Genomic DNA, 25,248 nt, shown 5'->3' with positions numbered 1-25,248 from the left:
GCCTCACTTCATCTTGACGAACCAAAGGCGCGGCTTGTTGTCCGGAAACTGCGGCATCTCGGCGACTTTGCCCGAGGTGGCCCAGCTCATCGGTTGCTGGTGCAACGGGATGGCCAGAACCGCGTCATCGACCATCTTGAGCGCCTCCGTCTGCAGGGCCATCCGCTTGTCATAGTCCAGTTCGACCCCGGCCTGGCCGATCAACTTGTCGATGTCCGGATAGGACCAGCCGCCCCAGTTGAAGACACCTGAATTGCCGTCCTTGGTGTGGATGATCTGGAGCAGCGGGGAATAGCTGTCGAGCATCGGCAGTGTCGCCCAGCCCAGAGTCCAGACATCGGTTTGCCCGCCGGTCCGCTTCGGCGTTTGTACCGCGCGAGGGGCGACATCCAGCTTGGCCTCGATCCCGATGCGGGCCCACATCGACGTGATCGCCTGACAAATCTGCTCTTCGTTCACATAGCCATCGGACATACAATTGAAGACAAAAGAGAAACCGTCCTTGAATCCGGCTTCGGCCAGCAGCGCCTTGGCGCTTTCCGGGTCATAGTCGGGGCGGTCGTCCAGCTTTTCGGTAAAGCCCGGAATCTCCGGTGCGATGATCGTGCCAGCAACCCGCGACTTGCCGCGCATCACCTTCTGTTGCAGCAGGTCAAGGTCGATGGCCTGATACATCGCCTCCCGCACTTTCAGCTCGTTCAGCGGGTTGGCACCGCCGCCCGCCAGCTCCGGTCGGCGGTTGAACATCAGGAAGATGGTGCGCAGGTCGGTGCGCTCCAGCACGTTCACGTCGGGCGAGGCGGCCAGGCGCGGCAAATCCTGAACCGGTGCATTGTCGGTAAAGTCGATCTCGCCGGAAAGCAGTGCGGCCACCCGGGTTGCCGCCGAAGTGACAGGCTGAAACTCGATCCGGGTCAGGTTATGCTGGGGCGTGTCCCACCAATTGGGGTTCACAACAAAGACCGTTTTTGCTTCGGGCTGACGGCTTTCCACAATGAAGGGTCCGGTGCCATTGGCATTGAAGGTGGCGTAACCTTCGATCCCCGCGGCGATGTCCGTTGGCTCCTCCGAATTGTTCTCCTTCAGCCATTCCGCGTCGAAGATGTGAATATTCGTCAGGTCGTTGAGCAAAAGCGGGTAGGCGCCTGTGAGTTCGATGTCGACGGTGTAGTCGTCAACTTTTGTGGCGGATTTGTATGCAGGAAGGTTGCCCTTGAGCGGCGAGTTCGGGTGACTCACGCGGGTCAGTGATGCAATCACGTCGTCCGCGGTGAAGGGATTGCCGTTGTGGAAGGTCACGCCCTCGCGCAGCTTGAAGCGCCAGACCGTGGGCGACACGATTTCCCACGAGGTGGCCAGCGCCGGTTCCAGTTTCAGGTCGCGGTCATATCGAACGAGAGCTTCATACACGTGGTTCATCACGTTGATCGTGAAGCTGTCTCCATAGGAATAGGGGTCTAGCGAACCAATGTCGCGCCCCGCGCCCCATCTGAATGTTTCGGCAGTCGCGCCTTGGGCAAGCAGAAGTGCCGTGGCGCAGGCGAGGGCGGTTGTCAGATGTCTTGCCATGGAAGTTGTCTCGGTCCCTGTCTAGAGTTGTATCCAAAATACTGTGCGGCCCGACCTGTCGTTTGCCCACTGCTAATGGGTCATTCGTATACGATCTTCTGTTTGTTTACCCGTGGGTGAGGCCGCGATTCGTCAGTGATTCTGTCCGAAGCCTATCCGAAATTGTAACTCTGTGGCAACAAAATCGTATACATCTTGACGAGACACTGGATACTTAGGTAAAAGTGCCCAGAGGTTAGGAGGACGAAAGCATGTCCACGCAACAGACGCGCGGCGACGCGATCTATGCGTCGCTCCGGCGCGCAATCATCGAGCAGGCGCTCAAGCCGGGCACCAAGCTGCCCGAGGATCAGATCGGCGACACTTTTGGGGTGAGCCGCACCAGCGCGCGTGCTGCCTTGATCCGACTGGCGTCCGAGGCCCTGGTGGAGATGCGCCCGAACCGGGGCGCCTCGGTGGCTGTGCCGAGCCTCGAGGAAGCCCGAGATGTCTTCGACATCCGCCGCACGCTGGAACGTGAGGTGGTTTCGCGGCTCTGCCGGCGGATGAACAAGGACTCGATCGACATGCTCTCATCCCATATCCGCGAAGAGCGCCGCGCCATGGCCTCGGCCGGAGCAACTTCCATCCGGCTGGCGGGAGAGTTCCATATCCTGTTGGCCGAATTGACCGGTTCCAAGACACTCACCGACTACGTCAGTCAGATCGTATCGCGCTCGTCGCTGATCCTTGCTCATTTCGGCCGCCCGCATTCGGCCGAATGTGGCGTCGATGAACACTTGGCCCTGCTGGAAGCGCTGCGCGAACAGGACGCCGACAGGGCCGCCGCAATCATGGAAAAACACCTCGGGGCCGTGCAGGCGCGGGCGCAACTTACCGAAGAGTCCGACGAGCCGGATGTCGGCGCGATCCTCAGCCGTTACGCGAAGGATCTTGGATGATGTCCGGTGACGGCCGAACCGGTTTCGACTTTCGCAGCCTTGGGCCGCGCGAGCGATACAAGCTGTTGATCGGTACGGTCGTGCCGCGCCCGATTGCCTGGATCACGACGGTCGATCCGAACGGCCGCGTCAATGCGGCGCCCTTCAGCTTTTTCAATGTCCTAACTGCCGACCCGCCCATTCTTGCCGTCGGAATTGAGAACCATGCCGACATGCGCATGAAGGACACTGCCGAAAATATCCGGCTGACTGAGCAGTTTACCGTCAACATCGTCGACATGAAGACGGTCGAGGCGATGGACAACACCGCAATCGCCTTTCCGCCCGAGGTCAACGAGGTCGAGGCGGCGGGTCTTGCCACGCGCCCCGGTGTGTCGGTCATCAGCCCCTGGATCGCCGAGGCTCCGGTTGCCCTGGAATGTCGTCGCCATATGACTCTGTCACTCGGCCGCTCCCGCGAAATCGTTCTGGGCGAAGTGCTGCATCTCCATATGCGCGCCGACCTTGTGAATGATCGACTGCATGTGGACCAGGCCGGCCTGGACGCAGTCGGGCGCATGGGCGGTCACAGCTATTCGTCAACGCGGGACCTCTTTGACCTCGTCACACCCAGCCTGGCACAGTGGACCGCGCGACTGGCCTCCGAATGAAACGCGTGCTGGTCGTCAATCCCAATTCCAGCGAAGAGATGACCAGCCGTATTGATATGGCCGCCCGATTGGTGGCGCCCAACGGTTTCGACCTTACCGTATGCGGAAATCCAGACGCGCCCGAGGCCATCGAGGGCGCGCTCGATGGTGCCCTCGCCGAGAAAGGCGTGATCCGCATCCTGGACGCTGCGAAGTTCGAGGCCGCGCTGATCGCGTGCTTTGACGATACCGGGGTCGATGCAGCCCGTGGGCGCTTCAGCCAGCCGGTAATCGGAATTGGAGCCGCGGCCTGTCACATGGCCGCTCTGTCGGCACGCAGGTTTCTTGTCGTTACTCCTGCCGATGCTTCAGTGCCGGTGCTAGAGGAAAACCTGAGGCACGCGGGCCTTGACCGTCAGTGCTTGGGCGTCTTTGCCGCCGGAGTGCGCGTGCTCGATTTCGAAGAAGACCGGGCGCATGCCTTTGCCCGTGTCGCGCAGGTCGTACGCGAGCGTCTGGGCGAAGCCGACGCGGTGGTGCTGGGATGCGCGGGAATGACGGGCGGGGCCGCTGCCATGTCCCGCGCGCTGGGCGTGCGCGTGATTGATCCGGTCCAGGTTGGTGTTACACTTGCCTGCGCCCTGGCGCAAATGGAACAGGGGCAGCAGGCTCTCGTCTGACGTTGCATGTTGTTACTCGTCAAGTGTCCCCTGCCCAGGTGATGGCAAAAACGCTGCCTCCACCCGGCCGGTCGCTGACCGAGGCCGTCGCGCCGTGCGCCCGAGCGACCGACTCGACGATCGCCAACCCGATGCCCGACCCTTGGTTGGGCGAGGCAGACGGCCCGCGGTTGAACCGCTCGAAAAGGCGCGTTTTCAAAGCATCGGGGACGCCGGGACCGGAATCGAGAACGCGGATGGCCGGTGGTTCAGCCACTACCTCAATCTCGACTTCGCTGCCTTTCGGCGCATAGTGCAGCGCGTTTCGCACAAGGTTGTTCACCGCGATGCCCAAAAGCCCGGCATGGCCTGTGACGATGCAGTCCGTGTCCCCGTTGATGGCCAGACGTCGCCCGGCCTTCACGGCTTCTGAGCCAAGTTCCACCGCCTGTTCCATGACGACGGAACGCAAATGCACGGATTCGAAACCCGACCCGCGCGAGGCGTCGGCACGGGCCAGATCGATCAATTGTTCGAAGATGCGGTCCAGCCGCGACAGGTCTTCCGCAAGGCTCGCTTGTATGCCGGCGTCGGAAATCCGGTCGATGCTTGACCGAAGGACCGCCAGGGGAGTCCGAACCTCATGTGCGACGTTCGATGAAAAATCGCGCTGCGCGTTCAATCCCTGTTCCAACCGGTCGAAGGCACTGTTCACGGCCTGGATCATCGGTCGAATCTCAGTCGGCACGTTCTGTTGGGATAGCCGCTTGTCCGTGTCCTGCGGGCCAATCCGATTGGCTTGCTGCGAAAGCTCTTCAAGGGAAGCAACCGTGCCACGAGTCGACAGCCAGGCGGCAGTCAGGATCAGGACAAATCCGGTCAAGACCCACCAAAGCTGCTCGTTCACCTCGTGCATCAGCTGATGCAACTGCGAGCCGCCTGTGCCGGGCGGCAAGGTGGAGGCCATTACATAGATTTCTGTGCCTTGCACTTGTTCCCGGATTGCGCCGCCCACCCGGCCCCCCGGCAGGTCGATTTCCATTGCCTGGCCTGGCCGCATCGATGCCAATTGCGCCTGGATATCGCGCGAGGTCTCGCCTCCCGCAATCACGCCGCGCGATGCGTCAAAAACCGTATAGCGGTAGGCGCCCGTTTCGCCGCGAAACCTCAGCGCGCTTGGGTCTAGTCCAAGGTCGGGCGCAGACGGGTCGATTTGGCCCAGGATCTCGCGCGCTTCGAGGAAAAGATTGTCGCGTGTGGACTCTTCGATGTGCTCGAAAAACTCCGAGATCAGCACGGCGGCGGCCAGCAGCATGCTTACAAACAGAGCCAGAACGATATTGATGGTCAGCCGGCGACGAAGCGACTGTGCCGGTCCGACCAGTTGTGCGGCAAAGCTCATTGTTCGACGTTCTGCAGAATATAGCCGATCCCGCGAAGGTTGTGGATCTCAGCCGTTGCACCGTGATCGGCCAGTTTCTTCCGAAGCCGGTGCGTCAAAACTTCAATCGCATTCATCGTCGGGGGCTCGTCGAAACTATAAAGCGCATTTTCGATGGCGTCCTTCGACAGGACACGGCCTGACCTACGCATGAACAACTCCAGCAGCGCCAATTCGCGGCGCGTGAGTTTGACGGTCTCGCTGTCGATCTGCACCGTTCGGTCGACCGTGTCGAAACTGATGTTGCCGGCTGTGATCGTTACGCCATGCGCCTGACCGGGCCGGCGCATCAGCGCCTTGATCCGGGCCACCAGCTCTGAAGCAGCGAAGGGTTTGACAAGATAATCGTCCGATCCGGCATTCAACCCCTCGATCCGGTCATCCAGCGTGTCGCGAGCGGTGCAAATGATCACTGGAATCTGCGGCTTGTCCCGTTTGATTGCGTCCAGCAACGAAAGGCCATCCACATCCGGCAGGCCTCGGTCCAGAACGATCGCATCGTAGTCATAGGTACGCGCAGCGTGAAGTGCGTCCTGGCCGGTACATACGACATCCACGGCAAATCCATTGTCCCGCAGGCTGGCGCTGGTGTTCAGCGCCAGCTTTTCATTGTCTTCCACATAGAGGAGCCGCATGGGCCAGAGCCTCGTTTGCCTGCGCAGGTCAATCTTAGTTGACACATCATCGGCCGCGAGGGCGGCGGGCGCAAGTTTGCCGTGACCAACAATACGCACATCGGGGCAGTCTGACAGGATAGAAATTCAGGCGGCGGTTTTCAGACACCTGCTTCTTCGGCCTCGAAAGCCTGCCAGCCATCTTCGAGCGCGGGAAGAATGGCGACGAATTCGAAGTAGGGCACTGAAAATAATGGGGTGTCGCGCAAGCGTTCCATCGCGGTGTTGATTGACCGCGGAGTTGCGCCCTCAATCATCCAGATATCGGAACACATGGCAGAAAACGCCTCTGTGTCGAACTGGCGGAAGGTCAGCCCTTCGGGCAAAGTGGCGAGTGCGGCACCGCCGATTTGGCGACGTTCGGCGCGGGACAGCGCCAGCCAGGCGGGTAGGGCGCGCACCAGCACGAACAGGCTGAGCGGAGGGGAGAGGGGTGTCATGTCGGTTTCCAAAACATCGGGGTTGCTGATAATCCAAGAATCCGAGTATTTGCTCAATTCGGCAACTCGCATCCGGATCCCATGGCCGAAGTCCCGGAAAACCCCCGAAAGACACCGCGTCAGGCGCGGTCGCGCGCGACCTGCGAGGCCGTGGTCGAGGCAGCGGCTCGCATTCTGGAGACGGAAGGCGCCGAGGCGTTCAATACCAATTCCATCGCACGGCGCGCCGGCGTCAGCATCGGCACGCTGTATCAATATTATCCCGACAAGCAGTCGATTCTGGCCGAGTTGATCCGTCGCGAGCGGGCATTGCTGCTTGCGGATTTTCACGCGATCCCTGAACATTCTGCCACCCCCCTCGCCGATATGGTCGCCGCCTCCATCCGGCACCAGTTCGCCCGGCCCGCACTGGCATTGGCGCTTGAACGGCTGGAACGCGGCCTGGATCTGGATGCAGAAACCATGGCGTTGACCCGCGAGATCGCCGCAATCGCCGAACGCCTGCTGGAAGGTGCCTTTGGAAAGCTCGATCTGACATCAAGACTCGATGCCATCGCCATTGCCCGAGCGCTGATCAATGGGGCCGCCGAGGGCGGTCTGCCGGTGGAAGGGCTGGCTGAGCGAGTGCTACGGGCCGTCGGCGCCTATCTCTCCGCTGCGCCATAAGACCGCCTGTCGCTTGCCCCGCGCCGGGCCATGGGCTAGAGACGCGCGGCGAATTGATGCGCAAGGACCCCGTCATGGCCAAGGAAAAGAAGCAGCCCCGCCCCAAGGCGGAGACGCCGAAAGGCTTCCGCGACTACTTTGGCGCCGAAGTGACGCATCGCGCCGAGATGCTGCGCACCATCGCGTCGGTCTATCATCGCTACGGCTTTGACGCTTTGGAATCCTCAGCGGTCGAGACGGTCGAAGCGCTGGGCAAATTCCTTCCCGACGTGGACCGCCCCAACGAGGGCGTCTTCGCCTGGCAGGAGGCCGAGGAAGGCGACAAGAAGGGCGACTGGCTGGCGCTGCGATATGACATGACGGCGCCGCTGGCGCGCGTCTATGCCCAGCACAGGAACGACCTTCCGACGCCCTACCGCCGCTATACGATGGGGCCGGTCTGGCGGAACGAAAAGCCGGGTCCGGGGCGGTTCCGGCAGTTCTATCAGTGCGACGCAGATACAGTCGGCACCGCCTCGATGGCAGCGGACGCCGAGATCTGCGCTATGCTGGCGGATACTCTGGAAGCGGTGGGGATCGCGCGCGGCGACTATCTGATCCGGGTGAACAACCGGAAGGTGTTGAACGGGGTGTTGGAGAGCATGGGCCTTTCCGACGAACACCAGCGCGCGGCCGTTCTGCGCACCATCGACAAGTTCGACAAGGTTGGTGAGGCCGGCGTGCGCGAGCTGCTCGGCAAGGGCCGGCTCGACGACTCCGGAGCCTACATCGACGGTGTGGGACTGAGCGCATTACAGTCGGATCCGGTGGTCGCTTTTCTGACCTCCAAGGGGTTCGACAATGGGTTCACGCTCGCCAACTTGCGCAGGGCCGTCGGCGGCAGCGAGATCGGGGCGGCCGGGGTGGATGAACTCGATCAAATCTCCACCCTCCTCGCGGCGCAAGGCTACGGCCCCGATCGCATCGTCATCGATCCCTCGGTCGTCCGGGGCCTCGGCTATTACACCGGCCCGGTCTTCGAGGCCGAGCTGACCTTTGAGATCCTCGACGAAAAGGGCCGCAAGCGCCAGTTCGGATCAGTTGCCGGGGGCGGGCGGTATGACGATCTGGTCAAGCGCTTCACCGGGCAGGAAGTTCCGGCCACGGGCATTTCGATCGGGGTCGATCGGTTGTTGGCGGCACTGCATGCCAAGGGGCGAATGTCGACGGTCGAACATGGGCCAGTCGTCGTGACCGTGATGGACCGCGACCGCATGGCCGACTACCAGGCGATGGTCGCCGAACTGCGCAACGCCGGTATTCGTGCCGAGGTCTATCTCGGCAACCCGAAGAACTTCGGCAACCAGCTCAAATACGCGGACCGTCGCAACAGCCCGGTCGCAGTTATTGCCGGGGGTGATGAATTTGATGCCGGCAAGGTGCAGATCAAGGACCTGATCCTCGGCGCGAAGATCGCCGAGAACGCCACGCTGGAAGAATGGAAGGACCGTCCGAGCCAATACGAGGTTCAGCGCTCGGAGCTGGTTGAAAAGGTCCGCGCAATTCTGGACGGGCAGGACGGATGACAGCGCGCGCCGAGGTCCTGGCGCGCGCGGCGGCCCTGCGCGAGCGCTTCGAGCGAGAAGGCGCGCTGACGGTCGAGACGCCGATCCTGCAGCCCGCTGAACTGCTGCTCGACCTGTATGGCGAGGATATCCGCGCCCGCGCCTATGTCACATCTGACGCGCTGCGCGGCGAACAGATGCTGCGCCCGGACTTCACTGTGCCCGTCGTTCAGATGCATATGGCACAGGGGGCAGAACCAGCGCGCTATACCTATGCCGGCGAGGTTTTCCGCCGGCAGGAAACCGACGCCGATCGTGCCAACGAGTACATTCAGGTCGGCTACGAGGTTTTCGACCGTACCGACACCGCCGCAGCCGATGCCGAGGTCTTCGCGCTGTTTGAAGAGGTGCTCAGGGGCCTGAACCTGCGCGCTGCAACCGGCGACATTGGGATCCTGATGGCTGCTGTTGCCGGTCTTGACACCACCGACGCGCGCAAGGCTGCCCTGATGCGCCACATCTGGCGGCCGAGACGCTTTCGCGCGCTGCTGGATCGTTTCGCCGGTCGCACCCCAATACCGCCGACGCGGTCCGCCCTGTTGTCTGCTGCCAATCCTTTTGCTGACGTCGGCCCGGAAATCGGCGTGCGAACCCGTGACGAAATCGAACTCCGCATTGCTGCCCTGCGAGAGGATGCGGTGTCCCCGCCGCTGGGCGGAGCGCAACTGGCCGCGCTCGAGACGCTTGCCAGGGTTCGTGGGCCGGCGCCGGAGGCGCTTGACCAGATAGAGACACTGTCTGGCGACCTTCCTTCGATCCGTCCCGCGCTGGACCGCACACGCGCGCGCCTTGCCGCCCTCGACGTTCGCGGCATCGACACGGCGACACTGGAGTTCGAGGCGAGTTATGGGCGAACCTCGATGGAATATTACGACGGCTTTGTGTTCGGCTTCTACGCGCCGGGCCGCGACGATCTCCCTGCGGTCGCGACCGGTGGACGTTATGACGCCCTGACACGCAGGTTGGGCAATGGCTCGGAAATCCCGGCGGTTGGGGGCGTTCTGCGCCCTGGCCTGATGCTGCAGCTGGAGGCGCGCACATGACCCTCAAGCTGGGCGTGCCCTCTAAGGGCCGTTTGATGGAAAAGACCTTCGACTGGTTCGCCGACCACGGGATCGCTCTGTCGCGCACCGGATCCGACCGGGAATACGCCGGCGCGGTAACGGGGGTTGACGGTATCGCCCTGGTGCTTCTCTCGGCCGGCGAAGTACCGCGCGAGCTGGCAGCCGGACGCATTCACCTTGGTGTCACCGGCACCGACCTGATCCACGAGAAACTTGCGCTCTGGCGGTCGCAGCTGGTCGAGCTTGCGCCTCTGGGTTTTGGCCATGCCGACCTGGTGCTGGCCGTGCCGCGTCTGTGGGTCGATGTCGATACGCTCGACGATCTTGATGCGGCTGCCGCGGCCTTCCGCGCCCGGCACGGCTATCGCCTGCGTATCGCGACCAAATATCACCGGCTGACCCGCGAATTCCTGCAGCGGGCAGGGGTGGCGGATTACGCGCTGGTCGACAGCCAGGGCGCCACAGAGGGCACGGTGAAGAATGAGACCGCAGAAGCCATCGCGGACATTACGTCCTCGGGCGAAACGCTGCGCGCCAACCATCTCAAGATCCTCACCGACGGCTTGATCCTGCAGAGTCAGGCAACCCTGTGGCAAAGTCGAAGCGCGTTCTACACGTCCGAAGACGAGACAGCCCTCGCCCAACTTCTGGCGCGTATCGGGGAGACGCCGAACGGCTGAGAACCGGCTGCGCGAAGAGGCCGCACCTTCGCTGTTGCGGTGTGCCGTTAACACTTCCTAAACACTTGGCCCGCTACTGATGGACGCGTTAACCACATTCGTGGAGCAGGAATGGTCGCGCGTGCCTATACGGTCGCCTTCCAGGGCGTGCAGGCGCGGCTGGTCGAAGTGCAATGTGCAGTCGCTCCGGGTTTGCCCGCCTTCACTGTCGTCGGCCTTCCCGACAAGGCCGTATCCGAGGCGCGCGACAGGGTGCGCAGTGCCCTGAACGCGCTGGCCGTCGCGCTGCCCTCCAAGCGCATCACGGTGAATCTCTCTCCGGCCGATCTGCCCAAGGAAGGCAGTCATTTCGATCTGCCTATTGCCCTTGCCCTGCTTGCGGCGCTGGACATCGTGCCGCCCGACGCGGCCGAGGCCACTGTGGCGCTGGGCGAACTCTCTCTAGACGCCTCGCTGGTCCCGGTGCTGGGAGCGCTGCCCGCGGCGCTTTGCGCGGCCGAGGAGGACCGCATTCTGCTCTGCCCCCGCGCCTCGGGGGCAGAGGCCGCTTGGGTCGGCGCCACCCAGGTGATTGCGGTCGACTCGCTGGGCGATGTCGTGCGCCATTTTACGGGCCAGGCTGTGGTGCCTCCGGCCGAGCCGGGAGAGGTGGTCGCCACGTATTCCGGCCCCGATCTGCGCGACGTGAAAGGGCAGGAACGCGCCAAGCGGGGGCTGGAAATCGCGGCCGCCGGACGACACCACCTGATGATGGTGGGCACCCCCGGCTCGGGGAAATCCATGCTGGCCGCGCGCATTCCGGGCATCCTGCCGCCTCTGACGGCGGCGGAAGCGCTGGAAACATCGATGATCCAATCCCTCTGCGGGCTGCTGGACGAAGGGGGCATCAATCGAACCCGCCCGTTCCGGGAGCCGCACCACACTGCCTCTATGGCCGCCATAGTCGGCGGCGGGCGCGGCGCGCGTCCGGGCGAAATCAGCCTGGCACACAACGGGGTACTGTTCATGGATGAATTCCCCGAATTCCCGCGCACCGTCCTCGAAACGCTGCGTCAACCCATAGAGACAGGGGAGGTGGTGGTCGCTCGAGCCAACGCCCATGTGAAGTATCCCTGTCGCTTCATGCTCGTGGCGGCCGCGAATCCGTGCAAATGCGGCTACCTCTCCGATCCGGCGCGGGCCTGTGCGCGGGTACCGGCCTGTGGCGAAGATTACCTTGGCCGCATTTCCGGGCCGCTGATGGACCGTTTCGACCTTCGGCTCGACGTGCCGCCAGTGGCCTTCACGGACCTTGACCTTCCCGCCACTGGCGACACATCGGCCATGGTTGCCAGTCGCGTCGCCGCCGCCCGCGCGGTGCAGGCGCGTCGCTATGCTGATCATCCCGGAACATTCCAGAATGCTGATGCAGAGGGCGAACTGCTGGAGGCAATCGCCGCGCCGGACACCGAAGGCCGCGCGCTGCTAACCAAGGTGGCCGAACGCTTCGGTCTCTCGGCGCGCGGGTATCACCGGGTGCTGCGCGTCGCGCGCACCATCGCCGACCTTGCAGGCGAGGAGAGGGTGCGTCGGCCCCATGTCGCCGAGGCTCTCAGCTTCCGCCTCGCGCAAATGGCCCTGTAAGGTCAGGATTCTGAAGACGACTGCATCATTGCCCAGCCGACGCTGAAGCCGTGAAGGATGGTCGAGATCAGAATCACAAGGGCGACCAGAGACCACAGAGACGGCTCATCCATGAACTCCATGTGCGATCCCGCGTAGCAGAGGTAATAGATCGATCCGATGCCCCGGACGCCGTAAACCGCGATGATCGCGCGGTCTGCCCGATTCATTCCGAGGCCGGCCAGCGCGATCCACCCCGATAGCGGCCGGATCACCAGAAGGAGCATCACCGCCATGAGGACATGCGACCAGGCCAAATCCTGAAACAGAAGGGGCATCACAGACCCAAGCGCCACAAGCAGACCCGCAGTCGCCGCGTGCTCGACCGATTCCGAGAAATCATGCAGCCGGCGGTGAAACTTGTGCTCGTGTTCGACCCGGCGAAGGGTCAATCCCAGCATCGCCACTGCGATGAAACCGTATCCTTCCGCCAGCTCTGTTGACCCATAACAAAGGAATACGCCGGCAATGGCGATGACACCGGAACCGGTTTCGGCCAGCGCAGCGTCCTTTGGGATGCGGAACAGGACATATCCCAGAGCCTTGCCGCCAAGCCACCCCATGACGGTTCCGACAACAATGCGATAGATGACGTCCAGCGCCAGCCAATCCACGAACCAATGGCTCGGTGCAAATCCCTGTGCCGCGACAATCAGGCCGAGATAGACGAAGGGGAAGGCCAGTCCGTCATTCAGCGCGGCCTCGGTGGTGAGGGTGAAGCGCACAGGATGCTCCTTGCCTTCCTGAGGGGGGCCAACCTGCACGTCAGCGGCCAGGACCGGATCGGTTGGGGCCAGAACCGCCCCGAGCAGGATCGCGCCGGCGATGGTCATGCCAGCGATGCCGGAACCGAGCAAAGCCAGAGATCCGATGGTCAGCGGCATCGCGATGACCAGCATCCGAAAGGTGGGGCGCCAGGTCTTCCAGTTCTGGAGATCGTCGATTCGCATCCCCGAGCCGAACAGCGCCACGATGACGGCAATCTCGCTGACCAGTTCCCAAGGGTGCGGATGCTCTCGCGGGTCCGGCAGAAGTTGGATATCGGGAGCCAGAAGTCCCAGTGCAGCCCCGAAGATCAGCATCAACGGCGCCGCCGCTGGCTCCCTGTTCGATACCAGGCGCGGCAACCATCGCGCGAGGATGATGATCATGCCAATCGCGGCCAGGAGAAAATGGTAGGAACTGAGCCCAAAGAAGGGTTCGTCGGACATTCAGAGGGATCTCCTGGCTGTATGGCTGAGATATGGAGGCCCAGAGGGCGTGACGGCACGACGTAAACTGATTGGGCGGAAGGTAAAGGCGATCCCGCTGCCAATCCAGTGCGTTGCGTGATGCCTGCCTAAATGAAAACAACGCCGCGCACAGCGCGGCGTTGCAGGGCGGGCCAGTGTTTTGGGTGCAGCAAACCGGTCAGGCCACTTTCTCCAGCCGCGCACGCGGAACGATCCCCAGCGCGTGACAGACGTCCCGGGTCATCTCGGGGCGGTTCAGGGTATAGAAGTGCAGCGACTCCACTCCTTCCTCCAACAGGTCCGAGCAGAGTTCCGTGCATAGCGACGTGGCCAGCAGGTCGTGCCGGTCGTCGCGTATCGCCTTCTCGAAAGCCTCTTCCACCCAGGCCGGGATCTTTGTGCCGCAGCGGCGGGCAAAGTTAGACGCGCCTTTCCAGTTCTCGATCGGCAGGATGCCTGGAGTGATCGCCTTGTCGATCCCGGCCTTGGCGCAGGCATCGCGAAACCGGAGGAAGGTTTCGGCCTCGAAGAAGAACTGGGTCAGCGCCTCGGTTGCGCCGGCGTCCAGCTTCGCCTTCAGCCAGTCGATATCGGACTGGGCATTCGCTGCTTCGGGATGCGGATCCGGATAGGCACCGACACGAATGGTAAAATCACCACTGGCCGCCAGCGCGCGGATCAACTCGACGGAATTGGCGAAACCGTCGGGATGCGCGACAAAGCCGCCCGAACCCTTCGGCGGGTCGCCGCGGAGTGCCACGATTTCCTTCACCCCGGCCTCGGCGAAGCCTTTCGCAATCGCCAGGGTCTCCTCGCGCGAAGCGTTTACACAGGTCAGATGGGCCGCCACATTCAAACCCGAGGATTTGTGCAGCGTCGCCACAGCGTCGCGTGTCAGGTCCCGTGTCGTGCCACCGGCGCCGTAGGTCACTGAAACGAAACGGGGATCGAGGGGAGCAAGTGTCTGCACGGTATCCCAGAGGCGGAACGACGCTTCGAGCGTCTGGGGCGGGAAGAATTCGAAGGAAACGGCGGGCGTGGTCATCGTGAACAGATCCTTGAGATTTGATCCCTTGTTGCACGTGCTTTCGTGTGAGACAATTTCATAATACTCAAGAACAACATGAGGAGAGCTGCAGGATGCACCTCGAATTCCGCCATCTGCGCACCATAAAGGCCATTCACGAGGCCGGTGGGCTGGCGCGGGCCGCCGATCAGTTGAACATCACCCAAAGCGCGCTTTCCCATCAGATCAAGGGCCTGGAGGAACAGGCGGGGGTCGAACTTTTCGTCCGACGGTCCAAACCCATGACTCTTTCGCCCGCAGGATACCGTCTGCTGCGTCTGGCCGAACAGATTCTGCCCCAGGTCGAGGCGACCCTGGCCGAATTTTCAAACCTGCGCGACGGAAAGACAGGTCGGATGCATATCGCAATCGAATGCCACGCCTGCTTCGAATGGCTGTTCCCGGTGCTCGAAGGGTTCCGGAAGAGCTGGGCCGATGTAGACGTCGACATTCGCCCCGGCCTTGCCTTTGACGCCTTGCCGGCGCTGCAGAAGGAAGAGGTGGATCTTGTCGTCTCTTCCGACCCCGAGGAATTACCGGGTATCGAGTTCATCGAACTCTTCGACTATGCACCCGTTTTTGTCGCCTCGTCACATCACCCGTTAGCGGCAAAGCCATTTGTCGAAGCGGCGGATTTTCGGGGCGAAACTCTGATCACCTATCCGGTCGAGCGCACCCGCCTTGACGTCTTCAGTCAGCTGCTGATTCCCGCCAAGGTGGAGCCGGCCGCGATCCGCCAGGTGGAACTGACTGCGGTGATCCTGTTATTGGTGGCCTCGAACCGCGGTGTCGCGGTGCTACCCGACTGGGTGGTGCGGGAGGTCAAGTATTCCTCGGACTATGTGACCCGACCGCTAACGGAAAAAGGGATCATGCGGCGCCTCTATGCGGCGATCCGCAGCGAGGACAGGGAGAAGCCCTTCATGAAGGAACTGATCGGTTTGGCACGCACCGAAGCGCGCAAGTTGCAGGCCGCTTGATGCGAATCGTGATCGTGGGGATCGGAGCCGTAGGCGGCACGCTGGCGGCGGGGCTGTCGCTGGCCGGGATCGAGGTCGCAGGAATCGCGCGTGGCGCACAGCTCGCAGCCATCCGCGCCAACGGGCTGCACCTGCGCACGCCCGACGGCTCGCATTTCGCGCATTTCCCCTGTTATGCCGACCCTTCAGAAGCCCAATTGCGCCCCGACGACCTGGTCGTGCTCACGGTCAAGTCGCAGGACAGCGCATCAGCCCTGTCGCAATTGCGCCTTGCTGGGATGACCGATCAGCCGCTGTTTTGCGCCCAGAACGGCGTCGCCAACGAGCAGCTTGCGGCGCGCAGTTTCCCCAATGTGCATGGCATCACGGTGATGATGCCAGCCGATTACTTGGTGCCGGGTGAAACCGTTGTTTTCGGCGCCCCGCGATGGGGTATCTTCGATATCGGGCGCTGGCCGGCCGGACATGACGAGGCAGATCAGGCGCTGGCCGAAGCGCTGAACACGGCAAATTTCGCAGCCTTTGTGAGTGACGACGTGATGGGTAGCAAATACGGCAAGCTGCTTCTGAACCTTCACAACGTCCTTGAGGCCGCGATCGGGCGCGGCGCGCTGTTCAAGCGGATCGCGCCGCTCCTGAAGGCCGAGGGCGAAGCCGTTCTGAAGGCCGCCGAAATAGGCTGGCGCGATGTCTCTGCCTCGGACACGCGCCGCGAGGGGCTGATGCAGATCACCGACGTTGCCGGCGCACGGCGCGCCGGCAGTTCGACGTCGCAAAGTCTGGCGCGTGGAACGGGATCGGTCGAGACCGATTATCTTAACGGCGAAATCGTCATGCTTGGGGCGAGGCACGGCGTCCCGACTCCGGTGAACAGCTGGTTCTGCCGTCTAGCCGACCGGCTGCTTCGCGAGGGAAAGGCGCCAGGCCATCTTGAAGAGGCTGAAGTGGCCCGGGCGCTGGGGCTGTGACCGTGGCGGCTCCCCTATGGAAGCCGCCAGGAAACGTGACCGCTCAGATCACCTTGACGATCTGTTTGCCCATATTCCCGCCTTTGAGCATCGACATGAAGGCCGCCGGTGCATTTTCCAGGCCCTCGGCGATATCTTCGACATAGGCGATCTCTCCGCTTGCAACCTTTGGCGCCACCTGGGTCATGAACTGGGGGAAGCGGTCGAAATGGTTCGAGATGATAAAACCATTCACTGACAGAAACTTGACCAGGATGTTTCGCCAGATGGCGGGGGCCGTGATGTCTGCGTCTGCCGCACCGGCGCCTAGGCCTCCGGCGTTGTACCACGAGATCATGCCACAGATCGGGATGCGCGCATGAGGGTTCATCAGCGGCATCACTGCCGCCAGCACCTTGCCACCCACATTCTCGTAATAGACGTCGATCCCCCTGGGGCATTCGGCGGCCAGCGCCTCCCTCAGGTCCCCTGCCGTCGCATACGCGCGGTGATCGAGACAGGCGTCGAACCCGAAGGTTTCCACCGCGAGTTTGCATTTGTCTCCTCCGCCCGCGATGCCGACGGCGCGCAGCCCCAGGCTCTTTGCCACCTGACCGACCATCGATCCGACTGGTCCTGTGGCGGCAGCAACCACCAATGTCTCTCCGGCCTTGGGACGTCCGAATTCCGTCAGGCCGAACCAGCCGGTAAAGCCGGGCATACCCAGAACGCCAAGCGACGTGGTGATGGGAAGCTGCGCGGGATCCACCTTGCGCAACAGGTTGGCCTTGAGGCATCCGTGCGTCGCCCATCCGAACATCCCAAACGCGTATTCTCCAGGTTTGAAGGCCGGGCTGTTCGAGGCAATCACCTCTCCCACCGCACCGGCCTCCATCGTGCCGCCCACGGGAACCGGCGCGGCGTAGGATTTTGCGTCATCCATCCGTCCGCGCATATAGGGGTCGAGCGACATGTAATGCACGCGGACCAGAACCTCGCCGTCGGCGGGTTGGGGAATCGAAGCGCTTTCAAGGCGGAAGTTGTCCGCCGTTGGTGCGCCATCCGGGCGGCTCGCTAGAACAATACGCTGCATCTGTTCCGACATCGGGGGGGTCCTCCTACTGCTTCGTACGGACCCTGAAGACTTGGATCACGCTTGGCAAGCCCGGGGGCGGCGCGGCGAGGAAGCCACCAGCCGCGGCGAGGTTGATTCGCCCTTGCAATTCGGACCTCCCTTCCACACGGCCTATGGCTATTGATCGATCCCAGCCGTCTCCAGAAGGCGCGCCGCCTCTTCTGCAAGCAATCGCTCTTCGGCGGCGCCCGCGACCGGGACTTTGCCGATTTCCAGCAGCATGGGGGCGGCCAACGGGGTGACCCGATCGACCTGCACATGGTCGATGCGCGTGCCGACGCGAGTCAGCATCTCTTCGATGCGGCCGAAATCAACCAGTCCGCGCAGAGCCTCCTCACGCGTGATCTGCATCAAGAGATGGTCGGGATCGTATTTCTGAAGTGTGTCGTAGAGAATATCCGACGAGAAGGTCGCCTGCCGGCCAGTCTTGCGCCCGCCAGGGCGGTTGCGATCAATCAGCCCGGCGATAATGGCAGACGCCTTGAATGTGCGTTTCATCACCGCATTGCCGGCAAGCCATGTGCCAAGCCCGTCCCGCAAAGCCTGCGGGTTTAGCAAAGGGCGAGGATCGTCGAGCGGATCCAATCCCCAGATCAAGGTCGCATAGTCTGTTGCAACGAATCCGAGAGGGTGCAGGCCCATCTGCTCCATTCGGTTGGTCAGCAGCAAGCCCAGGGTCTGCTGCGCATTGCGCCCGGCAAAGCCGTAAAGGCAGGTATGGGCCCGCCCGTCGAAGGGAAAACTCTCGACCAGCAGGCGACCCCGCTCCGGCAACCGCGACACCTCGCGCTGAAGCGCAAGCCATTCGGCCGTGTGACCCGGCAGTTGCGGCCAGCTGGATTGCCCGAAAAGCGCGAGGATTCGGTCGGAAAGCTGGGTCGACGTCGCAAATTTGGTGCCCATGAAGGTGGCAATGCGCGGCTTCTTTCGGGCATCTCGGCTGACCTCAACCGTCATTTCGCGCAGGCCTTCGTATTTGACGATCTGGCCACCGATCAAAAAGGTATCCCCAGCGGTGAGCGTCGCTGCAAACCCTTCTTCGATTTCGCCAAGCGGTTTGTTGCCTCGGCTTCGGCGCAAACGCACCTGCAGGGTGTCGGTGTCCTGAATGGTGCCAATGTTCATTCGGATATTGGCCGCAGTACGCGGATCGCGCAGTTGCCACAGCCCATCGGGCCGACGCAGTAACCTCTTCCAGCGATCATAGGCCGCCAGAGCATACCCACCCGTCGCGCAGAAATCGAGGCAGGCATCGAACTGGGAACGGGTGAGCGCACTGTAGGGGCCTGCCGTGATCACCTCGGCGAAAAGCTCATCGGCATCGAAGGGACCGGAACATGCGGTGATCAGGATCTGCTGGCAGAGCACGTCGCGCGGGCCCGGGCCACGCGGCTCGCCATCCAGGGCTCCTTCGCGCACCGCCTCAAGCGCTGCGACGCATTCGACCACTTCGAACCGATTGGCAGGCACCAGCAACGCCTTTGATGGCGCATTATATCGGTGATTGGCGCGTCCGATTCGCTGGACCAGACGTTTGACGTTCTTCGGCGCCCCGATCTGTATGATCAGATCGACATCGCCCCAGTCGATCCCCAAGTCGAGCGTGCCGGTACACACGATGGCACGCAACTCGCCCCGGACCATTGCGGCCTCGACCCGCTGACGCTGGGTCCGGTCGAGCGAGCCGTGGTGGATGCCGATCGGCAATCCCTCGTCATTTTCCAGCCACAGGTTGTGGAAGAAAATCTCGGCCTGGGCGCGGGTATTGTGGAAGATCAACGTCGTTTTGTGGGCCTTCACCTGCGCCAGAACAGCCGGAATGGAATAGGCCGCGCCGCCCCCCGCCCAAGGCGGGCGCTCGTCAGTCTCCAGCATGGCAATGTCTGGCGGTGGACCTGGATCGGCCGTCAATATTGCGCAGGGGTCGGGGTGCCGCGCCAGCAGATGGGCAATCGAGGCCGGGTCCTCGACCGTGGCGGAGAGGCCAACGCGGCGCAAGCCCGGGCAAAGGTTCTGCAGCCTTGCAAGGCCGAGGAAGAGCTGGTCGCCGCGCTTGCTTTCCGCCAGAGCATGAATCTCGTCCACCACCACGCGTTGCAACCCCGCGAATATCCGGGGTGCATCTTCGTAGGACAGCAAGAGGGCAAGGCTTTCCGGGGTGGTGAGCAGGATATGCGGCGGGTCGGCCCGCTGGCGCCGTTTCTGTGTGGCCGAGGTGTCTCCGGTGCGGTCCTCGATGCGGATGGCCAAACCCATTTCTGTGACAGGGCTGGTCAGGTTGCGCTTTATATCCGCCGCCAGTGCCTTGAGCGGCGAAACATAAATGGTGTGCAGTCCCTGATGCGGGGCAGCGGACAATTCGGCAAGCGTCGGCAGAAACCCGGCCATGGTCTTGCCACCTCCGGTCGGTGCGATCAGCAGGGTGGCCGGATCCTGCGCCCGTGCAAGCATTGCCAACTGATGCGGATGGGGCGCCCAGCCGCGAGTTGCAAACCAGTCGGTGATCACCTTCGGCAGAGAGCTCATAGTGCAGATGTAGGTCCGGCGAAACGAAAAGGGAACATGCCGGGGCGCGTGGTGCGAAAACTTTTAATCGCGCAGCCGGGCCCGCGGCGTCAGAGTGCGAAGACGGTTCTGCACGGTCTCCAGCAGCCTAAGATCTGCCCCTTCCGGCGCGGCGTCGCGCGCGCTTTCGACATCCTTTACCAGGATTCCGATGGTATTCTCCGGGTCAAAGCCATCGCGCGAAAATTCGATGCTGTCAAAGCCAGAGGCAAACCAGTTTTGGCCCGACGATGTGGCGATCAACGTCAGCAATTCAGTTTCGTCCAGACCTGCCTCATCCGCCCAGTCGAGCACCAGCCGCGTCATCGCCGTATGCGCCGCGGCAAGAAGGTTGTTCAGCACTTTCGCCTGCATCCCGGCGCCATAACCGCCCATCCGGTGGAAATGGCGCCCCATGGCAGCGAAAAGCGGCTGCGCCGCGTCGAGATCGCTGTCGGTGCCGCCCAGCATGAAGGACAACCTGGCCTCTTCGGCGGCAATCTGCGCTCCGGACATCGGTGCGTCGATCACTGTGACATGGGCTGGCACACGGCCGCGCAGGGAGCGCACATAGCGGGGCGACAGGGTCGAACTGATGATGATGCGCTCCAGACTCGCCCCTCTGGCAAAGCCTTGAGTGCCGAACAGCACCTCTTCCGTCTGGGGGATGTCGCGAACAACGCTGATCAGCGTGCGGAGACCGAGTCCAAAGTCGGCGGCGTCGTCGGATACGAAAGCGGCCAAGGCACCGAATGTCTCTGGCTTGCGCACGTCAAATCCACGGGCATCAAATCCGTTCCGTCTGAGCGCTGCGAGCATACCCGCGCCCATGCGGCCGCATCCGGCCAATCCGATTCCGTCCAACGTCATGCCGCTCTCCCCCTGTGCGAGGAAATCACGCGGCCGGGACGGACGGAAGCCCGTTATTTCACGATCTTCTCGTCCTTGACGAACATGTTCGCCCAGGCGCGGTCGATGAGCGCAGGGGTCATCTGATATGGGATGCCCTCGAACTCGCAGATGGCGATCATTTGGTCGATCAGGAACACGGGCTGATAGTTGGCGTATATGTTGTTGATGGTCGGATACTTGACCTTGAGCAGATGAACCAGCGACGCCTCGTCGAGCGGCATTCCCTTCTTGCGGGCGACGAGCGCGAAAATCTTGAGATAGTCTTCCTGGCTTGGGCCGTCGATCTTGATCTTGAAGAAGATTCGGCGTAGCGCGGCCTGGTCGAAGATCTCATTCGGGTGGAAGTTCGTCGAAAAGATCACAAGGGTGTCGAATGGCACTTCGAACTTCTCGCCCGATTGCAGCCCTAGGATGTCCTTGCTTTCTTCCAGCGGCACGATCCAACGGTTGATCAGCGCCTGGGGCGGTTCCTCCTGACGGCCAAGGTCGTCAACGATGAAGATACCGCCGGTCGACTTCAGCTGCAGCGGCGCCTGATAGGTGCGTGCGGTCGGATTGTAGACGAGATCCAGCATCTTCAGTGACAGTTCGCCCCCGGTCACCACGGTCGGCCGCTCGCAGCAGACATAACGGCTGTCAAACCGCTTGGCGCGGCGCAGGGAATGGGGGTCGTCCTGCACCTTCTCGACGGCATTGTGGACGATCGGATCGTAGACGGTGATCACCTGACCCGAATATTCGATGGCGCGCGGCACATAGACCCGGTCGCCCAGGGCGTCGCGGATGCCGTTCGAGATCGAGGACTTGCCGTTGCCGGGCGGCCCATACATCAGGATCGAGCGCCCCGCACTGACAGCCGGGCCGAGATGGTCCAGCAGCGAGGGCGGCAGCACGAGGTGACCCATCGCGCGGGTGAGCTGTTCCCGGGTGATCTGGATGTTGCGGATCGATTGGCGCTCCACCTGCTCGCGGTAAATTTCCAGCGGCACCGGCATGGCGCCGAAATATTCGGACTGCGCCAGCGCATCGAGGGCACGGGCCTTGCCCTGATCCGTCAGCTGATAGCCCATCTCGTTGCCGGAGTTGGCGTTCAATGTGCCTGTCGCCTCAAGCAGACGTTGCTCGCGCGCCATGTCCACCAGTTCCTGTGTCACCTGGATCGGCAGACAAATCGCTTCGGACAACTCGCTGACGACGGTTATGTTCTTTCGGAAAATCGTCTTCAGGAGAATGTCGCGCATCATGACGATGGGCAGCTTCATCTCGTCCAGCGTGCGGGGGGCAGGAGGGGCCATCACTCCGGTGGGCTGCATGTTCATGAATCAGGACCTGTGCGGCGGGCGTTTCAAGACCAGCGCTTGTCGCAGGGATTTGCGGCGATTTTGTGCCCGACTGGCGGCTTTCGCGCCCGCTCAGGCGCCTCGGAATGCGCCGAGGATCAGATAGATCGCCAGGGTGCCGCCGAGCGAGAGACCCATCGGAAATTTCCAGCCCATGCTCCAGCTTTTCCAGCCGGGAGCGATGCGGCGGAGCGGCGTGTATTTCGCCAGTCGGTGCGTAAAGAAGGCCGCCAAAAGATTGGCGGCAAAGATCGCCAGCAGATAACGCGCATCTCCGCCCGCGATGAACGGTGCAGCGGCGGCCGCGAATTTGGCATCGCCCGCACCGATGGCGCGCCCGGCATTCAGTGCGAACCCTGCAACAAGCACCGCCACCATCTGCACCAGCCGCCACCCGTACTCGGGCAGGGGCAGGGCGATAAGGCCGACAACCACAAAAATCGCAGCCAGAAGAATCACCGCCTGATTGGTGATCCGCATCTCGCGCAGATCGGTAAAGCAAACGTAGAGACAGACGGGCAGCACGAAGGGCAGGAACCACCACGCCGACGACGCGGTGATCGCCATTCGTTCAGGCAGGAACCAAAGATCGCCCGGCTCCATCCTCTCAGGCCGTTTCGAGCGCCTGCAACGATCGTACCGCTTCTTCGAAGTGCTGAGGATGAGTTGCGATGGCGTCGCGCAGCAGCCCCTTGGCAGTTTCGGTATCGCCCTGCTTGACCGCCGCCAGCGCCAGCGTGTGCAGCAACTGCGCGCGCTCGACCTGCGTCATCGGAACGACCGGCATGGAATAGTTGCGCTGGGCGCCGCGGGCGAGCACGAGGTTGTTCTTGGCCGTAAACAGCGACTGATCCAAACGGATCGCCTCGCCGAACAACCGTTCCGCTTCGGCATAGTCGCCCCGGGTCAGCTTGGAATATCCCCAGTTGTTCATCACCCCGGCCGGCGCCGTGGTCAGCCCGACTGCGATTTCGTAGAAACTGTCGGACTTCTTCCATTGCTTGTTGGCATCCGCGACCATCGCCTCGAGCCGGTAGCGCTGGAAGGTCTCATAGGTCGGCGGGATCGTGTCGAGAGTCGATTTCGCCTGAGCCCATTCGTTCGTACGAATCTGCGCGTCGGCCAGTTGAACCCGGTCTTCGTTTGTCGCTCCGGTCATGGAGACAACCTTGGTCCAAGCCGCCACGGCTTCGGTGTTGCGCTTTGCGCGCACCAGCGATCCCGCCAGACCACGCTGAAGGTCGATCCGGTCGGGGTTTGCCTTTGTCGAACGGGTGAAATAGGTCACCGCCTCGTTCGGATCCGCGACGGTCAGCATCACGTCGTTCAAGTTGGATTCGTCGATAACGTTGACGTCCTGGAAGGCGCGTTCGACCGTCTGCTCGCCGGATTCGGCGCAGGCGGACAGGACGAAAACCCCTGCAAATACTGCGGGAATCGAGAAAAAGTGGCGCATTCTTGCGTCCTTTGCTGCTCTGCCTCGTCAGCGGTTCTTACGGATCAGGAAATCTGCGTTCCCCCGTTGAACCACTTTATATTCGTAGTTTTGTGCCACAGTTTTATCAGGATTTGCGGATTTTTCGAGGGCCAGCCTCAAATTGTCCCGAATTGAGTCACTTTCGCCATTGTCCAGCGCGTAGGCCCGATGAAACATCTGCCCGGCCTCCGTGACCTTGCCGCGTTCCATGAGCACCACACCCAGGTTGTTCCAGGTTTCCGGCCGGTCTTCCTCTTCCTTCAGCGCGCGACGCAATAGGTCCTCGGCCTGTCCCAGGCGGCCAAGGCCGAGATTGGCAGTGCCCATAGCCGTCAGAATTTCCGGTGTCAGCCCTTCGGACAATGCCGCACGGGTGAAGGCCTCGAGCGCCAGTTCATGCTGCCCCGCGGCCATCAGACGGTTGCCGACCTCAACGCCGTCCTCGGCTTCCTTGCGATGATCAATGCCCGGGGCGAAAGGGCCGTCCTTGAGCGCAGGAATTCTGTCCGGAACGCAACCAGCCACCGCCGCTGCAGCGACGACGGCCATGAGAATGTTCAGGAACGGTGTGCGCTGCTCTTTCACACCCGGTTCAGTCCTGTCAGTGTTTGCCCATCGCACCCAGATTGGCGATGCCATTTGCCGATGGACCCACAAGGATGATCAGCAGAGGTGGCACCGTCAGACCCATTGTCGCAAGGGTCATCTTGGTTGGCAACTTGTTTGCGGCCTCTTCGGCACGCATCACGCGTTTGTCACGCATTTCCGCTGCGAATACGCGAAGCGCTTCCGAAATCGAGGTGCCGAAGGTGGCGGACTGGATCAGCACGGTCACGAAGGACGACACGTCCTGCACGCCACATCGCTCTCCGAAGTCGCGCAGGACCTGGCTCTTTTCTTTGCCCGCCTTCATTTCATAGGCCACGACGTCGAATTCGTCCGCCAGTGCCGGATACGAGGCCCGAAGTTCCCGCGCGACGCGGACGATCGACTGATCGAGCGACTGGCCAGCTTCCACGCAAACCAGCATCATGTCGAGCGAGTCCGGGAAGCCGCGGGTTATGGCTTCCTTGCGCTCTTCGACCCGTCGGGTAACCCAATATTTCGGCAGATAATACCCGACCCCTCCGGGGCCGATGACATACATCGCCATTTGCTGGGTGTCGAATTCCTGTCCGGCTTTCACTACGGTGATATAGACAAAACCGGCGATCAGCCCGAGAATCCCCAGGATGAGCTGCGCGAAGTGATAAAATCGCACCGCATCCTTCGACTGGTAGCCCGCCTGGCGCAGTGTCAGCTGCATCTTTGACAGCTGTTTCTCGTCCTGCGGTTCCAGGAAGGTTGCGAACTTCTGCAGCTGTTCGTTGCGCCCCCCTTGGCGCAACCGCTCTTTTTGCGGCTTGGCCTTGGAGGATTCATTCAGGCTGCGCTGCAGCTTCTTCATCGGGTCTTCGGGCTGATTCATCATCAGCGGGATGACCAGCAGAATCATGAAAACGCCCAGCCCGCCCACCACGATGAGGGGGCCGAACTCTCCAAGCTGATCGGTCAACAATGCATTGATCTGTTCGAGAAATTCCATT

General features: G+C 62.2%; 24 protein-coding genes. 10 read left to right on the top strand and 14 right to left on the bottom strand.

Translation table 11 applies throughout. From position 1 onward, the window contains the following. Window positions 1-3 precede the first annotated feature (3 nt). Complete coding sequence (locus ACFO5X_RS02750; protein WP_380715655.1) at window positions 4-1,569, bottom strand: ABC transporter substrate-binding protein; 1,566 nt, start codon at window positions 1,567-1,569, stop codon at window positions 4-6. Between the two features lie 251 nt (window positions 1,570-1,820). Between ACFO5X_RS02750 and ACFO5X_RS02745 the strand changes: the two genes are divergently transcribed. The 3 genes from ACFO5X_RS02745 to ACFO5X_RS02735 are packed head-to-tail and all read left to right on the top strand — an operon-like array spanning window position 1,821 to window position 3,819. Continuing rightward, entirely contained in the window at window positions 1,821-2,510 is a 690-nt protein-coding gene (locus tag ACFO5X_RS02745) for a GntR family transcriptional regulator (protein WP_380715653.1), read from the top strand. Further along, on the top strand, window positions 2,510-3,160 hold the full coding sequence (locus ACFO5X_RS02740; RefSeq protein WP_380715651.1) for a flavin reductase family protein: 651 nt from the start codon (window positions 2,510-2,512) through the stop codon (window positions 3,158-3,160). Before ACFO5X_RS02745 ends, ACFO5X_RS02740 begins: the two co-directional genes overlap by 1 nt. Then, window positions 3,157-3,819, top strand: coding sequence for an aspartate/glutamate racemase family protein (locus ACFO5X_RS02735; protein WP_380715650.1), 663 nt, complete (start codon window positions 3,157-3,159; stop codon window positions 3,817-3,819). Before ACFO5X_RS02740 ends, ACFO5X_RS02735 begins: the two co-directional genes overlap by 4 nt. Before the next feature lie 19 nt (window positions 3,820-3,838). Here ACFO5X_RS02735 and ACFO5X_RS02730 read toward each other — a convergent pair whose 3' ends face one another. The 3 genes from ACFO5X_RS02730 to ACFO5X_RS02720 form a co-directional block, all read right to left on the bottom strand. Next, entirely contained in the window at window positions 3,839-5,200 is a 1,362-nt protein-coding gene (locus tag ACFO5X_RS02730) for an ATP-binding protein (protein ID WP_380715648.1), read from the bottom strand. Next, window positions 5,197-5,874, bottom strand: a complete 678-nt coding sequence (locus tag ACFO5X_RS02725; protein ID WP_380715646.1) for a response regulator transcription factor — start codon at window positions 5,872-5,874, stop codon at window positions 5,197-5,199. The genes ACFO5X_RS02730 and ACFO5X_RS02725 overlap by 4 nt, the downstream gene beginning before the upstream one ends. Before the next feature lie 140 nt (window positions 5,875-6,014). Next, on the bottom strand, window positions 6,015-6,425 hold the full coding sequence (locus ACFO5X_RS02720; RefSeq protein WP_380715645.1) for a darcynin family protein: 411 nt from the start codon (window positions 6,423-6,425) through the stop codon (window positions 6,015-6,017). Window positions 6,426-6,434: 9 nt separating this feature from the next. Here ACFO5X_RS02720 and ACFO5X_RS02715 point away from each other — a divergent pair, with 9 nt between their 5' ends. The 5 genes from ACFO5X_RS02715 (at window position 6,435) to ACFO5X_RS02695 (ending at window position 11,990) form a co-directional block, all read left to right on the top strand. Then, window positions 6,435-7,019, top strand: a complete 585-nt coding sequence (locus ACFO5X_RS02715; protein ID WP_380715643.1) for a TetR/AcrR family transcriptional regulator — start codon at window positions 6,435-6,437, stop codon at window positions 7,017-7,019. A gap of 74 nt (window positions 7,020-7,093) precedes the next feature. After that, entirely contained in the window at window positions 7,094-8,584 is a 1,491-nt protein-coding gene (gene hisS, locus ACFO5X_RS02710; protein ID WP_380715641.1) for a histidine--tRNA ligase, read from the top strand. Beyond that, window positions 8,581-9,666, top strand: coding sequence for an ATP phosphoribosyltransferase regulatory subunit (locus ACFO5X_RS02705; RefSeq protein WP_380715639.1), 1,086 nt, complete (start codon window positions 8,581-8,583; stop codon window positions 9,664-9,666). The genes hisS and ACFO5X_RS02705 overlap by 4 nt, the downstream gene beginning before the upstream one ends. Next, window positions 9,663-10,367 carry an ATP phosphoribosyltransferase gene (gene hisG, locus ACFO5X_RS02700; protein ID WP_380715637.1) on the top strand — a complete coding sequence of 235 codons (705 nt, stop codon included), beginning with the start codon at window positions 9,663-9,665 and terminating at the stop codon, window positions 10,365-10,367. The genes ACFO5X_RS02705 and hisG overlap by 4 nt, the downstream gene beginning before the upstream one ends. 111 nt (window positions 10,368-10,478) lie before the next feature. Beyond that, window positions 10,479-11,990: a YifB family Mg chelatase-like AAA ATPase gene (locus ACFO5X_RS02695; RefSeq protein WP_380715635.1), complete on the top strand. Its 1,512-nt coding sequence runs from the start codon at window positions 10,479-10,481 to the stop codon at window positions 11,988-11,990. Between the two features lie 2 nt (window positions 11,991-11,992). On the opposite strand, the gene ACFO5X_RS02690 is transcribed toward ACFO5X_RS02695, so the two are convergent. Both ACFO5X_RS02690 and metF read right to left on the bottom strand, forming a co-directional pair. Next, window positions 11,993-13,240, bottom strand: coding sequence for a cation:proton antiporter (locus ACFO5X_RS02690; protein ID WP_380715633.1), 1,248 nt, complete (start codon window positions 13,238-13,240; stop codon window positions 11,993-11,995). A 199-nt stretch (window positions 13,241-13,439) separates the two neighbouring features. After that, window positions 13,440-14,306 carry a methylenetetrahydrofolate reductase [NAD(P)H] gene (gene metF / locus ACFO5X_RS02685; protein WP_380715631.1) on the bottom strand — a complete coding sequence of 289 codons (867 nt, stop codon included), beginning with the start codon at window positions 14,304-14,306 and terminating at the stop codon, window positions 13,440-13,442. A 95-nt stretch (window positions 14,307-14,401) separates the two neighbouring features. Here metF and ACFO5X_RS02680 point away from each other — a divergent pair, with 95 nt between their 5' ends. Both ACFO5X_RS02680 and ACFO5X_RS02675 read left to right on the top strand, forming a co-directional pair. Then, complete coding sequence (locus ACFO5X_RS02680; protein WP_380715630.1) at window positions 14,402-15,307, top strand: LysR family transcriptional regulator; 906 nt, start codon at window positions 14,402-14,404, stop codon at window positions 15,305-15,307. After that, complete coding sequence (locus tag ACFO5X_RS02675) at window positions 15,307-16,275, top strand: ketopantoate reductase family protein (RefSeq protein WP_380715628.1); 969 nt, start codon at window positions 15,307-15,309, stop codon at window positions 16,273-16,275. The genes ACFO5X_RS02680 and ACFO5X_RS02675 overlap by 1 nt, the downstream gene beginning before the upstream one ends. A 43-nt stretch (window positions 16,276-16,318) precedes the next feature. Here the strand turns inward: ACFO5X_RS02675 and ACFO5X_RS02670 are convergent, their stop codons facing one another. From ACFO5X_RS02670 to ACFO5X_RS02635, 8 genes are all read right to left on the bottom strand, one after another. Continuing rightward, the gene (locus ACFO5X_RS02670; RefSeq protein ID WP_380715625.1) at window positions 16,319-17,359 is read right to left on the bottom strand and encodes an NADP-dependent oxidoreductase; all 1,041 of its coding nucleotides are present in this window, start codon (window positions 17,357-17,359) and stop codon (window positions 16,319-16,321) included. 147 nt (window positions 17,360-17,506) lie between these two features. Further along, the gene (locus ACFO5X_RS02665; RefSeq protein WP_380715622.1) at window positions 17,507-19,915 is read right to left on the bottom strand and encodes a ligase-associated DNA damage response DEXH box helicase; all 2,409 of its coding nucleotides are present in this window, start codon (window positions 19,913-19,915) and stop codon (window positions 17,507-17,509) included. Window positions 19,916-19,978: 63 nt separating this feature from the next. After that, window positions 19,979-20,803 carry an NAD(P)-dependent oxidoreductase gene (locus tag ACFO5X_RS02660; protein ID WP_380715621.1) on the bottom strand — a complete coding sequence of 275 codons (825 nt, stop codon included), beginning with the start codon at window positions 20,801-20,803 and terminating at the stop codon, window positions 19,979-19,981. 53 nt (window positions 20,804-20,856) lie between these two features. Further along, window positions 20,857-22,164: a P-loop NTPase family protein gene (locus ACFO5X_RS02655; RefSeq protein WP_380715619.1), complete on the bottom strand. Its 1,308-nt coding sequence runs from the start codon at window positions 22,162-22,164 to the stop codon at window positions 20,857-20,859. Between the two features lie 93 nt (window positions 22,165-22,257). Beyond that, complete coding sequence (locus ACFO5X_RS02650; protein WP_380715617.1) at window positions 22,258-22,788, bottom strand: prepilin peptidase; 531 nt, start codon at window positions 22,786-22,788, stop codon at window positions 22,258-22,260. 4 nt (window positions 22,789-22,792) lie between these two features. After that, entirely contained in the window at window positions 22,793-23,641 is an 849-nt protein-coding gene (locus tag ACFO5X_RS02645; protein WP_380715615.1) for a tetratricopeptide repeat protein, read from the bottom strand. A gap of 27 nt (window positions 23,642-23,668) precedes the next feature. Continuing rightward, window positions 23,669-24,211: a tetratricopeptide repeat protein gene (locus ACFO5X_RS02640; RefSeq protein ID WP_380716366.1), complete on the bottom strand. Its 543-nt coding sequence runs from the start codon at window positions 24,209-24,211 to the stop codon at window positions 23,669-23,671. 52 nt (window positions 24,212-24,263) lie between these two features. Further along, window positions 24,264-25,247, bottom strand: a complete 984-nt coding sequence (locus ACFO5X_RS02635; RefSeq protein ID WP_380715614.1) for a type II secretion system F family protein — start codon at window positions 25,245-25,247, stop codon at window positions 24,264-24,266. Window position 25,248: the final 1 nt, after the last annotated feature.

The sequence above is a fragment of the Seohaeicola nanhaiensis genome (assembly GCF_042654245.1).
Lineage (GTDB): Bacteria > Pseudomonadota > Alphaproteobacteria > Rhodobacterales > Rhodobacteraceae > Seohaeicola_A > Seohaeicola_A nanhaiensis.
Note: the sequence above shows the minus strand (reverse complement) of the source record. Positions and strands in the feature narration are given on the sequence as shown.

What these genes read in the sequence shown, in the direction of transcription:
- hisG (WP_380715637.1), top strand. Translation starts at nt 9,663, where the DNA reads ATGACCCTCAAGCTGGGCGTGCCCTCTAAGGGCCGTTTGATGGAAAAG.
- ACFO5X_RS02745 (WP_380715653.1), top strand. Translation starts at nt 1,821, where the DNA reads ATGTCCACGCAACAGACGCGCGGCGACGCGATCTATGCGTCGCTCCGG.
- ACFO5X_RS02640 (WP_380716366.1), bottom strand. Translation starts at nt 24,211, where the DNA reads ATGGCCGTCGTCGCTGCAGCGGCGGTGGCTGGTTGCGTTCCGGACAGA.
- ACFO5X_RS02730 (WP_380715648.1), bottom strand. Translation starts at nt 5,200, where the DNA reads ATGAGCTTTGCCGCACAACTGGTCGGACCGGCACAGTCGCTTCGTCGC.
- ACFO5X_RS02670 (WP_380715625.1), bottom strand. Translation starts at nt 17,359, where the DNA reads ATGTCGGAACAGATGCAGCGTATTGTTCTAGCGAGCCGCCCGGATGGC.
- hisS (WP_380715641.1), top strand. Translation starts at nt 7,094, where the DNA reads ATGGCCAAGGAAAAGAAGCAGCCCCGCCCCAAGGCGGAGACGCCGAAA.
- ACFO5X_RS02680 (WP_380715630.1), top strand. Translation starts at nt 14,402, where the DNA reads ATGCACCTCGAATTCCGCCATCTGCGCACCATAAAGGCCATTCACGAG.
- ACFO5X_RS02720 (WP_380715645.1), bottom strand. Translation starts at nt 6,425, where the DNA reads ATGCGAGTTGCCGAATTGAGCAAATACTCGGATTCTTGGATTATCAGC.
- ACFO5X_RS02645 (WP_380715615.1), bottom strand. Translation starts at nt 23,641, where the DNA reads ATGCGCCACTTTTTCTCGATTCCCGCAGTATTTGCAGGGGTTTTCGTC.
- ACFO5X_RS02705 (WP_380715639.1), top strand. Translation starts at nt 8,581, where the DNA reads ATGACAGCGCGCGCCGAGGTCCTGGCGCGCGCGGCGGCCCTGCGCGAG.
- ACFO5X_RS02675 (WP_380715628.1), top strand. Translation starts at nt 15,307, where the DNA reads ATGCGAATCGTGATCGTGGGGATCGGAGCCGTAGGCGGCACGCTGGCG.
- ACFO5X_RS02635 (WP_380715614.1), bottom strand. Translation starts at nt 25,247, where the DNA reads ATGGAATTTCTCGAACAGATCAATGCATTGTTGACCGATCAGCTTGGA.
- ACFO5X_RS02660 (WP_380715621.1), bottom strand. Translation starts at nt 20,803, where the DNA reads ATGACGTTGGACGGAATCGGATTGGCCGGATGCGGCCGCATGGGCGCG.
- ACFO5X_RS02655 (WP_380715619.1), bottom strand. Translation starts at nt 22,164, where the DNA reads ATGAACATGCAGCCCACCGGAGTGATGGCCCCTCCTGCCCCCCGCACG.
- ACFO5X_RS02650 (WP_380715617.1), bottom strand. Translation starts at nt 22,788, where the DNA reads ATGGAGCCGGGCGATCTTTGGTTCCTGCCTGAACGAATGGCGATCACC.
- metF (WP_380715631.1), bottom strand. Translation starts at nt 14,306, where the DNA reads ATGACCACGCCCGCCGTTTCCTTCGAATTCTTCCCGCCCCAGACGCTC.
- ACFO5X_RS02740 (WP_380715651.1), top strand. Translation starts at nt 2,510, where the DNA reads ATGTCCGGTGACGGCCGAACCGGTTTCGACTTTCGCAGCCTTGGGCCG.
- ACFO5X_RS02715 (WP_380715643.1), top strand. Translation starts at nt 6,435, where the DNA reads ATGGCCGAAGTCCCGGAAAACCCCCGAAAGACACCGCGTCAGGCGCGG.
- ACFO5X_RS02690 (WP_380715633.1), bottom strand. Translation starts at nt 13,240, where the DNA reads ATGTCCGACGAACCCTTCTTTGGGCTCAGTTCCTACCATTTTCTCCTG.
- ACFO5X_RS02750 (WP_380715655.1), bottom strand. Translation starts at nt 1,569, where the DNA reads ATGGCAAGACATCTGACAACCGCCCTCGCCTGCGCCACGGCACTTCTG.
- ACFO5X_RS02695 (WP_380715635.1), top strand. Translation starts at nt 10,479, where the DNA reads ATGGTCGCGCGTGCCTATACGGTCGCCTTCCAGGGCGTGCAGGCGCGG.
- ACFO5X_RS02735 (WP_380715650.1), top strand. Translation starts at nt 3,157, where the DNA reads ATGAAACGCGTGCTGGTCGTCAATCCCAATTCCAGCGAAGAGATGACC.
- ACFO5X_RS02665 (WP_380715622.1), bottom strand. Translation starts at nt 19,915, where the DNA reads ATGAGCTCTCTGCCGAAGGTGATCACCGACTGGTTTGCAACTCGCGGC.
- ACFO5X_RS02725 (WP_380715646.1), bottom strand. Translation starts at nt 5,874, where the DNA reads ATGCGGCTCCTCTATGTGGAAGACAATGAAAAGCTGGCGCTGAACACC.